Source organism: Nocardia sp. NPDC003345, assembly GCF_053589395.1.
The window spans coordinates 1-9,817 of record NZ_JBSFRU010000246.1 but is presented as its reverse complement, the minus strand read 5'-3'; the positions used below and the strand labels follow the sequence as shown (position 1 = coordinate 9,817).

The following is a 9,817-nucleotide window of genomic DNA, read 5'->3' as shown; positions in this document are numbered from 1 at the left end:
GAGTCCGGAGCGCCCGGGCCGCGTAGCGCGACCGACGCCGCCGCGCTGCCCGGCGGCTCCGGGATCTTTGTTCCGGTCACCGCCGGATCCGTTCCGGCCGTGGCGGCGCCCCCGCCGGTGGGGGCGGTGGCCCCGCCGGTGGCACCGCAAGAGGCGGCTATACCGGCCACCCAGCCGGACACCGCGCCCGAGCCGCCCCCGGGCCTCAGCGATTTCGATCGTGCGATCGCCGCGCTGACCGGCGACGATATCGCCCGCCTCAACAGTCTCGGCGGTGCCGACGACGATGACGACCTGGACGCCCTGCTGCTCGCCGACGACGATGACGAACTCGGCGACCTGGATCCCTTCGCGGGGTTCGAGGACGAACCCGTTTCCGGCCGCAACGCCCGGTCGCGGCCGAGTGTGCGCCGCCTCGGCGCCGGGCTGGTGGCCCTGCCCCGAGTGGATCCCGTGGATCCCGCGAGTGCGGTACTCGCGGATCCGGTGGTGCCCGAGCACAAGCGGTTCTGCTGGAAATGCCAGGCGCCCAACGGCCGTTCCGGGCCGTCGGGCCCCGGAGCCGTGGCGGGGGAGTGCGAGCGCTGCGGCTCGGCCTACAACTACCTGCCGGCACTGTCCGCGGGCGAGGTCGTCGCCGAACAGTACGTGGTCAAAGGGTGTCTGGCCCACGGCGGCCTGGGCTGGATCTATCTGGCCGTCGACACCAACGTCAGCGACCGCTGGGTGGTGCTCAAGGGGTTGCAGAACCCGCAGGACTTCGAGGCGCATGTGGTGGCGCTGGCGGAGCGGCAGTTCCTTTCGGAGATCACCCATCCCGGCGTGGTGAAGATCTACAACTTCGTCAAACACCGCTCCCATCGCGAGGTGGCCGACGGCTATATCGTCATGGAGTACGTCGGCGGGCGTTCGCTGAAGAAGATGCTGGATATGAGCGCGCCGGAACGGATTCCGGTGGCCGAGGCGCTGGCCTACACCATGGAGGTGCTGCCCGCCCTCGACTATCTGCACTCGTTCAACCTGGCCTACAACGACCTCAAACCCGACAACATCATGGTCACCGACGACGAGGTGAAACTGATCGATCTCGGTGCCGTGGCGGCGATGGAGTCCTACGGCAGCATCTATGGGACACCCGGTTATCAGGCCCCGGAGATCATCGAGACCGGCCCGACCGTGGCCACCGATATCTACGCGGCCGGCCGTACGCTGGCCGCGCTGGTGCTCGACCTGCGCAAGGACGCCCAGGGCAACTACCGGCCCGAGGCACCGACCGCGCAGGACTATCCACTCCTGCGCAGGCATCCCTGTGTGCAGCGGCTGCTGGTCCGGGCCACTCATACCGATCCGAGCCGCCGCTTCCCTTCCGGCTACGCGATGTACTGCCAGCTCGCCGGTGTGCTCCGGATGGTGCTGGCCGCCGATTCCGGCCGGGAGCACCCGCAGGCCTCGGTTGAATTCGGTTCGCTGCGTGGTGATTTCGGTATCGATACGCTGATCGGGCAGACCGATGGAATGGTCGACGGCGGGCATCGCAGCCTGGCGCTGGACGCGGCGTCGGTGGTGGCCGCGCTACCGATCCCGCTGATCGACGCCGACGACCCGAGCCTGGAACTGCTCGCCCCGCTGCTGCACGGCGATGCCCGCCAGACCCTGGACTCGCTACGGCAGACCTCCGAGCGGATCGCCGCGGGCACGATCGACGCGCCCGAGACCTTCGAGGTGGAGGGTGCGCTGGCGGCCATCCGCGCCCACCTCGACCTCGGCGACCTGGATACCGCGATGGCCCTGCTCGACGCGCTGCGGCCGCGTGCGGTGACCGACTGGCGGATCGAATGGTTCTCCGGCGTGACCGCCCTGCTCGACGGGCGCTACGAGGACGCGTACCTGCACTTCGACGAGGTGCACACCATGCTCCCCGGGGAGATCGCCGCCGCGCTGGCGCTGGCGGCCACCGCCGAACTGGTGCTGCAGTCGCTGTCGGATCCGTCCGACTCCGAACGCTGGCACCGGGCCGCGACCGAGTTCTACCGGCTGGTCTGGCAGACCAACCACGGGGTGGTCAGCGCGGCGTTCGGCCTGGCGCGGCGCCTGGCCGCCGATGGCGAACTGCTGCAGGCGGTACAGGTCCTCGACGGGGTCCCCGACACCTCCCGTCATCACGGCACCGCGCGGATGACCGGCAGCCTGCTGCTGGTATCGCGGCCGCATCGTGATATCACCGAGGTCGACCTGCTCGAGGCCGCTTCGCGGCTGGAGCTCCCGGACGAGCCCCGGGCGCTGCAGATGCAGGTGGTGGTGGTGGGCGCCGCCCTGGAATGGCTGCGGTCGCGCCTGCGGCCGGCGGCGGCCGATACGACCCTGCTCGGCTACCCGCTGACGGTGGCGGGTCTGCGCGGGGGCCTGGAATCACGGTTGCGGGCGCTGGCACGGACGGCGCCGGGCAAACTGCACCGGTATCGCCTGGTGGACCTGGCCAACAGCGTGCGCCCGCATACCCGGTGGTAGCGGATCAGAGCTGCCCGGTCGCCCGGCGCCGATGCAGGACGGCGGGGAGCAACGGCGCGGAGACCAGCACGGTCACCAGGAGTAGCAGCCAGAGCCAGCCCCCGAAGACGAGGGCGAGGACCAGTGCGAAGGCGGCCGCGATACCGGCCATCACGGCGAATCCGGCGGTGGGGTCCGCCGGCGGGGGCGGCGCCGCCGGCGCGGGCGGGGCCGGGAGATCGGTGAAGAGCGCGGCCAGCTCGGGAGTGGTCGTGGCCGCCGCGACCGCCCCCGAGCGGTGCTCGTACTCGGTGAGTGTCAACCGGCCCGCGCCCAGATGCTCGGCCAGTTCGCGTAGCGCCGCATCGCGCTCCGAGACGGTGATCCGTGCCCCCGGTAATTCACTCATACCTGCAGCATAGGACGGTTTCCGAGGGTCGGGCCGGGCCGGTGTTCGCCACTACCGGGAAGGCTCGGCGCCCTGTTCCGGGACCGATTCCCACAAGTGGGGAGTAATTACGCTGACCTACAGATCCGGCGGCAGAGGAGTTGTGGATGACGACCGTGATTCGATACCGGCGTCCGGCCGCCGAGGCCTGGGACTGGCAGTTGCGCGGATCCTGCCGCGGGCTGGAGTCGACGGTGTTCTTCCATCCGGAGGGGGAGCGGGGCCGGGCCCGCGCGGCCAGGGTGCGGCGGGCCAAGCAGATCTGCGACTCCTGTCCGGTCCTCGACCGGTGCCGCAACTACGCGCTGGCGGTGGGCGAGCCCTACGGTGTCTGGGGCGGTATGTCCGAGGACGAGCGTCGCACCCATAGCGAACGGGCCACTGTTTCGCGATCGACGAATTAGCAAATCTCGCACCAACTTGCGTTGAATCGGACGTTTCGGTCGTGTCCGCCGCCGGTCACGACCCCTGCCGTGTGGTTTCCTTGATATATGGCTGCTGGTGACGAGTACACGATCGATGAACTGGCGCGCGCTGCCGGTACGACCGTGCGCAGCCTGCGGGTTTATCACGAACGGGGGGTTCTGCCCCCACCGCAGGTCAAGGGGCGGACGGGTTATTACAGCCCGGAGCATCTCAACAGGGTGCGGACGATCAGCCGGTTACTGGATCGGGGGATCAAACTCAACGGGATCAAAGAGCTGCTCAATGCCTGGGACCGCGGCGACGATCTCGGTGACATCCTGGGCGTCGGCTCGTTGCTCGGCGATCTGGCGCCCGGTGAGCCGACAGCCGGTGAACCGGTCGCGGCCGGCGATACGATTCCGGCCACCGAGCTGCAGGAACGCTATGCGTCCGTGCCCAACGGGCTGGCGCGTATCGTTGCCGCCGGGCTGTACGAGCCGGTGGATGCCGCCACCTATCGGCCCGCCGACCGGCAGCTCGTGCGGATGGCCGACCAGCTCGCCGCCGCGGGTGTCCCGGACGCCGAGGTGCTCGGCGAACTCGAGCGGATGCGGGCCGACTGCGATCGGATGGCGCGCCGGTTCGTCGACCTCTTCCATCGCACCGCCTGGCAGAAGTACCGGGAATCCGAGCGCAGTTCGGCGGATCTGGCCGAGCTGACCGGACAGTTGCAGCTGGCCAGGACGCTGCCCGGTAAAACCGCCGCCGAGCTGGTCAACCGGTTCGTCGCGCACTACATCGAGAGCGACAGCGAACTGTCCGAGGTCGCCACCGAGGGCTGAGGACCCGCATCGCACGGGTTTCCCGCTGTGGGAAGTCACGATCGGATATTTCGCCGGATAACGGTACATTCGATGGCGGCTCTTCCCCCGGCTGCTGAATGCCCGGTGAATTCCTACCTAAGTAGGTTTATCGGCGATTACCGATGCGCGCGGTCCGGTTCGGATGCAGAATCTCCTCCTTGATACCTGACGCGGTAGATGAGGCAGGGCATGGGAAGTGTGACACTCTGGATGCAGATCTCCCTCGATGGATTCGCCGAGGGCCCGGACGAGGCGGTCCACTGGCCGGTGGTCGACGAGGAGATCTGTACGGAGTACCTCGAGGAACTCCGGCAGGCGGATGTGCTGCTGTGCGGCCGTAAGACCTGGGAGATCATGGCGGCCTTCTGGCCCACCGCCGACCTGACGCCCGTTTCGCCGTTCTACATCGAATTCGCCCGATTCTGGCGGAAGGTGCCGAAGCTGGTCGTCTCCCGGACCCTGCGTGATCCGTCCTGGAACACCGAGGTCATCGGAGCCGATCTGGTCGAGGAGGTCACCCGCCGCAAGGCCGCCGGCGAGAACATGGTGCTGCTCGGCGGAGCCGCGACGGCCACCACCTTCCTCGAGCACGACCTGATCGACGAGTTCCGTCTCTTCGTCCATCCGCTGTTGCTCGGCGGCGGGGTACCCCTTTTCCGCTCGCCGGTCGATACCACGGGGCTGCGGCTGGTCGATGTGCTGACCTTCGACAGTGCAGTCGTGCAGATGCACTACCGGCACACCGCGCACGCGTTGTGCTGAGCGGTAAAGGGATTCGCGACGGCCGTTGATCCGGGAACTCCACCCGCCCCGGTGAATGACCGGGTTCACCCGACAACTGTCGGTGACGTGCACTAATTTTACATTCTATGGCGGTGATCTACCCGGACGGTGCGGCATCCGCCGCACCCCCGGCCGAGTTCTTCGGCCGGGACCGGGAACTCGTGCGCCTCCAGGACCTGCTGCGATCGGACGGAGCGCGGCTGATCACCCTGGTGGGCCAAGGCGGTATCGGCAAGACCCGCCTCGCCGCGGAGGCCCTGCGCCGGGCGGAGCGTGACGACCCGGGCCGCCCGGTCTACTGGGCCCAGCTGGCCGGACTCCGGCGCGAATGCGACGAATCCCCCGAATGCGTACTGCGGTCGGTGGTCCGCACCGATATCAGCGATCCCACCGCCCCGGATGTGGCCACCGGCGACTCCGCCGCGGTGATCTCCGAACGCGCGATTCTGGTACTGGACAACTGCGAACATGTGCTCGCCGCGGTCGGCCGCGTAGTGATCGACCTGCTCGCGACCACCGAGGGCCTGACCATCCTGGCCACCAGCCGCGAACCCATCGGCTGGGCCGACGAACACATACTCACGGTCGGGCCGCTCTCGCCCTCGGAATCACTGGATCTGTTCCGTCACCGCGCCGAACTCATCGGGCGGCCGGTACCGGACGAACCGGGCCAGCTCGCGGTCGTCCGGCGCATCTGCCGACGGGTGGAGCACAGTCCGCTGCTGATCCGGCTGGCGGCCGCCCGGTTACGGCACCGGCCGCCGGCGATGCTGCTGACCGAACTCACCGGCGACGCCGACGACCAGCGGATGCACTGGTCACACGGCGACCGCTCGGGTACCGAGCAGCGCCATCGCGGGGTATTCGATGTGATCGCCTGGTCGTTCGATCTGTGCGAGACCGAGGAACAGCTTCTGCTGGAACGACTATCGGTGTTCGCCGCCGGATACGAGACCGATGGGGTGGAACCGCAGCGTAACGGGGTCGAACTCGCGGCCGTCGTCGCGGTGTGCGCCGACGAGCGACTGCCCGAGCGCCGGGTGGCGCCGCTGCTGGAGCGGCTGGCCGAGCGGTCCCTGGTCTCGACCTTCCGTACCGCGACCACGGTGCGCTGGTACCTGGTCGAGAGTGTGCGGCTGTTCGCGGCGGATCGGTTGCGCGCCGATGCCGCCGAGGCGGCCCGGCTGGCCGCGCGGCACCGTCGCTACCACCGGGATCGAGTGGTCGCGGCCCGCACGCTCTGGTTCGGGCCGGGGGAGCAGTCCTGGATCGACTGGGCGCGCACCTCCTGGGACGACATCCTCATCGGCATCGAAACCGGGCTCGCGGATCCGGACGAGGCGCTCATCGGACTGGAGACGGCTTCGGTTCTGCTGTCGGTCTGGGTGCCGTTCGCAAACGGCGGCAGCCGTGCCCTGATCCGGCTCACCGAGGCGGCGCTGGAGGTCACCCGGGAGGCCGCGCCCGGGGCCACCCGGCATCACATCCGGGCGACCGCCCTGCTCGGCTGGTACCACCTCTGGCAGGGCGACGACGAACGCGCGGCCCGACTGCTGGACGAATGCGTGGCCGGCTGTCTCCCGGCCGATATCGCGGCCGGCTCCTGGCGGGACAGCCCGGAGACCGATATCGGCCTGCCCGCGTCGGTCGAATGGATCTGGGGGTTGGAACTGATGCTGTTCCGGCGGGATCCGCGGGCCATCCGGGTGCTGGAACGTGCCGGGCACAAGTTCACCGCGATGGGCGACCGGATCGGTGTGGAGCGCGGTTCGGTATTCGCCGCGCTCGCGGCGTCGATGCTCGGCCGGTCGGCCGAGGCCGACCGGATGACCGGGCAGCATCTGGATCGCGCGCTGGCCTCGGAGTCGGAGTTGTCCGCGCACTGGGCCCGGGTGGCCCGGGCGCTGGCACTGGCCCGGTCCGGCCGTCCGGCGGCCGCACTGGAACCGGCGCGGGATGCGTTGTCCGGTCCGTGCGCGGTACGCGATACCTGGATGACGTCGTGGTCGGTGGCGGTGTGCATGGTGGTGCTCACGCACGTGCTGGCGGGCGATCCCGCGACCGTGGGCGCGGTGGCCGCACTCCGGGTCCGGGCCACCGAACTCGCCTGGCTGACCGGTGTTTTCCGGACCTTCCATCACGCCATGGGTGTCTGTATCGAGCGGGTGCCGATGATGGTGCTGGCCGTGCAGGACGCGTCCGAGGTGGCCGCCGCGATCATCGGGCCCGGCGAATTCGCCGCCGCCCAGGAGAGCGGCGGCCGGTTGCGGCCGGGCACCGGTGTGGTCGAGCGGTATCTTCGGGACCGCTGGCCGATGCGGTCGTCCGAGCTCTCCCCGCCGACCGGCGACGTATCGCGCTGGGACACCCTGTCGCCGGCCGAACGTGAGGTCGCGCTGCTGGCCGCCGCGGGGTGGCCGAACAGCGCTATCGCCGATCGCCGTAAGAGTTCGGTCCGCACGGTGGACGCTCAGGTCGCGAGTATCAGGCAGAAGTTGCTGATCTCCTCGCGCCGGGATATCGCGGGCCATGTTCCGGCGGAACTGGCCGAGACGGTCGGGGCGGAACGCGCGTCCGCCGCCGGTAACCGGCGGTACCGGCGGCGGACGGCGGGATAACCCGGACGCGGGGACTACCGGCAGGCGTAGAAATACGGCTTGTAGGCACAGACGTCGTGGTAGCCGCCCTCGCCCTCGTAGGTCTCGCTGCGGTTGGCGGGGATCGCGTGCACCGGTTCGCTGCGGTTGCTCGGATCGCTGGGGAGGCTGTGGGTGTCGTTGTAGGTGCCGTTACCCGGGTGGCTGTCGCCGCGGGTGCTGTGGCCGACATCGGCGGAGGCCGTCTGCGGGGCGAGGGCGGCCGGGGCCACGGCGAGCGCGCCGAGGATGGCGGCGGCCACGGCGAACTTCTTGGCCAGGGCGTGGATGCGGGTGGTGTTCATGGTGGGCTCCGTTCCGTTCTGGTCGGCGTTAGAACTTCTACGGCGGGTCGTTACCTGTGGTCCGTAGTTCTATGTGCCGTTATATAGCGGTACGGTACACGAGTGTTCGTGTTCGGGCGGCAGGGTTTTCCCGTGGGTGGGAATAGTTCTCGTCAGCCGGGTTCGATTACTCGCATCGGACGGCGATCTGTGAATGTCCGGGCCCGAGAGGTTTCCGGCGGCCGTCGCCGTCGGCGCTACGTGGGCGGCGAACCGGGCACGGAACCCGGGCCGCCCGCTTCTCCCGTTCGGTGATCGTCGCTGTCGGCGTCTGCGGCGGCGCGCGAAACGGTCCCGTGCGCGGCGCGCCGGGACCGTTCGATTCGATTGCCGGTTGGAGCGGTGCTTCGGGTCAGGCGGGCCAGCTCCAGTCCGCGACCTCCGGAATATCCTCGCCGTGGGTCCGGGTCCAGGTCCGGGCGCGCAGCCGTGCGTCCACCATCTCCTGCCGCAGCCCCGCGGCCTGCTGGCGCAGCGCGGGCACCCGGTCGATCACATCCATCACCAGGTGGTAGCGGTCGAGGTCGTTGAGCATGACCATATCGAAGGGTGTGGTGGTGGTCCCGCGCTCCTTGTAACCCCGGACGTGCAGACCGGAATGATTGGTGCGGCGGTAGGTGAGCCGGTGGACGAGCCACGGGTAGCCGTGGAAGGCGAAGATCACCGGCGACTCGCGGGTGAACAGGGTGTCGAACTCGCTGTCGGGCAGCCCGTGCGGATGCTCGTCGGCGGGCAGCAGCCGCATCAGATCCACCACATTGACCACCCGTACCCGCAACCACGGCAACTGTTCCCGCAGGATGGCGGCCGCGGCCAGTGTTTCCAGGGTGGGGACGTCGCCGGCGCAGGCCAGCACCACATCCGGTGTCGTCGCGGGTTCGTCGCGATTTCCCGCCCAGCCCCAGATGCCGATCCCGCGGGCGCAGTGCAGTGCCGCGTCGGTGGCCGGGAGCCAGTCCGGTTGCGGTTGCTTACCCGCCACCACCACATTGACGTAATGCCTCGAGCGCAGGCAGTGGTCGTAGACCGACAGCAGCGTATTGGCGTCCGGCGGCAGGTACACCCGCACGATCTCGGGTTTCTTGTTCAGCACCACATCGAGGAACCCGGGGTCCTGATGGGTGAAACCGTTGTGGTCCTGGCGCCACACATGCGAGGACAGCAGATAGTTCAGGCTCGGCAGCGGTCGCCGCCACGGCACGTCCGCGCTCGCGTCGAGCCATTTGGCGTGCTGATTGAACATGGCGTCGACAATGTGCACGAACGCCTCGTAACAGGTGAAGACCCCGTGCCGGCCGGTGAGCAGATACCCCTCCAGCAGACCCTGGCACATATGCTCCGACAGCACCTCCACCACCCGGCCGCCGCGATCGAGTTTCTCGTCGTGGACGCCGACCTCGGACTGCCAGTTGCGGCCGGTGACCTCGAGGATGTCCTGCAGCCGGTTGCTGGCGAGTTCGTCGGGGGCGAAGGTCAGGAAGTTGTCCGGGTTACGCACGGTGACCTCCCGCAACCAGCCGCCCAGCACCCGGGTCGCCTCGTGGGTCGTGCGGCCCGGCCCGGGCACGTCCACCGCGTACTCCCGCCAATCGGGCAGCCGCAGGTCGCGGACCTGCTCCCCGCCGTTGGCCACCGGATTCGCGCTCAGCCGGCGATTCCCGAGCGGGACCAGCTCCAGCAGTTCCGATACCGGCGCCCCGGATTCGTCGAACAACTCCTCGGGCCGGTAGGAGCGCAACCACTGCTCGAGTACCGAGCGATGCGCGGCGTCCTGGCGGGCGGCGGGCAGCGGTACCTGATGGGCGCGGAACGTGCCCTCCACCGGCTTACCGTCCACCTGGGGTGGGCCGG

The 9,817-nt window shown here is 69.2% G+C and carries 8 protein-coding genes; 5 read left to right on the top strand and 3 right to left on the bottom strand.

The window, feature by feature from the left end; all coding sequences use genetic code 11:
• Window positions 1-2,508 (top strand): tetratricopeptide repeat protein (locus ACWDU1_RS23260; RefSeq protein ID WP_450001486.1); only part of this gene is annotated, 2,508 nt, incomplete at its 5' end.
• Between the two features lie 4 nt (window positions 2,509-2,512).
• Here the strand turns inward: ACWDU1_RS23260 and ACWDU1_RS23255 are convergent.
• Window positions 2,513-2,896, bottom strand: coding sequence for a DUF1707 SHOCT-like domain-containing protein (locus tag ACWDU1_RS23255; RefSeq protein ID WP_450001485.1), 384 nt, complete (start codon window positions 2,894-2,896; stop codon window positions 2,513-2,515).
• Window positions 2,897-3,042: 146 nt separating this feature from the next.
• Between ACWDU1_RS23255 and ACWDU1_RS23250 the strand changes: the two genes are divergently transcribed.
• From ACWDU1_RS23250 to ACWDU1_RS23235, 4 genes are all read left to right on the top strand, one after another.
• Window positions 3,043-3,339: a WhiB family transcriptional regulator gene (locus ACWDU1_RS23250; protein ID WP_450001484.1), complete on the top strand. Its 297-nt coding sequence runs from the start codon at window positions 3,043-3,045 to the stop codon at window positions 3,337-3,339.
• Between the two features lie 87 nt (window positions 3,340-3,426).
• Window positions 3,427-4,182 carry a MerR family transcriptional regulator gene (locus tag ACWDU1_RS23245; protein ID WP_450001483.1) on the top strand — a complete coding sequence of 252 codons (756 nt, stop codon included), beginning with the start codon at window positions 3,427-3,429 and terminating at the stop codon, window positions 4,180-4,182.
• Window positions 4,183-4,392: 210 nt separating this feature from the next.
• Window positions 4,393-4,965 carry a dihydrofolate reductase family protein gene (locus ACWDU1_RS23240; RefSeq protein WP_450001482.1) on the top strand — a complete coding sequence of 191 codons (573 nt, stop codon included), beginning with the start codon at window positions 4,393-4,395 and terminating at the stop codon, window positions 4,963-4,965.
• A 107-nt stretch (window positions 4,966-5,072) separates the two neighbouring features.
• A complete protein-coding gene (locus ACWDU1_RS23235; protein WP_450001480.1) occupies window positions 5,073-7,604 on the top strand; it encodes a helix-turn-helix transcriptional regulator in 2,532 nt (843 codons plus the stop codon).
• 14 nt (window positions 7,605-7,618) lie between these two features.
• Here the strand turns inward: ACWDU1_RS23235 and ACWDU1_RS23230 are convergent, their stop codons facing one another.
• On the bottom strand, window positions 7,619-7,927 hold the full coding sequence (locus ACWDU1_RS23230) for a hypothetical protein (RefSeq protein WP_450001479.1): 309 nt from the start codon (window positions 7,925-7,927) through the stop codon (window positions 7,619-7,621).
• Between the two features lie 391 nt (window positions 7,928-8,318).
• Window positions 8,319-9,817 (bottom strand): phosphoketolase family protein (locus ACWDU1_RS23225; RefSeq protein WP_450001478.1); only part of this gene is annotated, 1,499 nt, incomplete at its 5' end.

Coding starts and splice junctions, on each gene's coding strand:
- ACWDU1_RS23255 (WP_450001485.1), bottom strand. CDS start 2,896: ATGAGTGAATTACCGGGGGCACGGATCACCGTCTCGGAGCGCGATGCG.
- ACWDU1_RS23250 (WP_450001484.1), top strand. CDS start 3,043: ATGACGACCGTGATTCGATACCGGCGTCCGGCCGCCGAGGCCTGGGAC.
- ACWDU1_RS23230 (WP_450001479.1), bottom strand. CDS start 7,927: ATGAACACCACCCGCATCCACGCCCTGGCCAAGAAGTTCGCCGTGGCC.
- ACWDU1_RS23240 (WP_450001482.1), top strand. CDS start 4,393: ATGGGAAGTGTGACACTCTGGATGCAGATCTCCCTCGATGGATTCGCC.
- ACWDU1_RS23235 (WP_450001480.1), top strand. CDS start 5,073: ATGGCGGTGATCTACCCGGACGGTGCGGCATCCGCCGCACCCCCGGCC.
- ACWDU1_RS23245 (WP_450001483.1), top strand. CDS start 3,427: ATGGCTGCTGGTGACGAGTACACGATCGATGAACTGGCGCGCGCTGCC.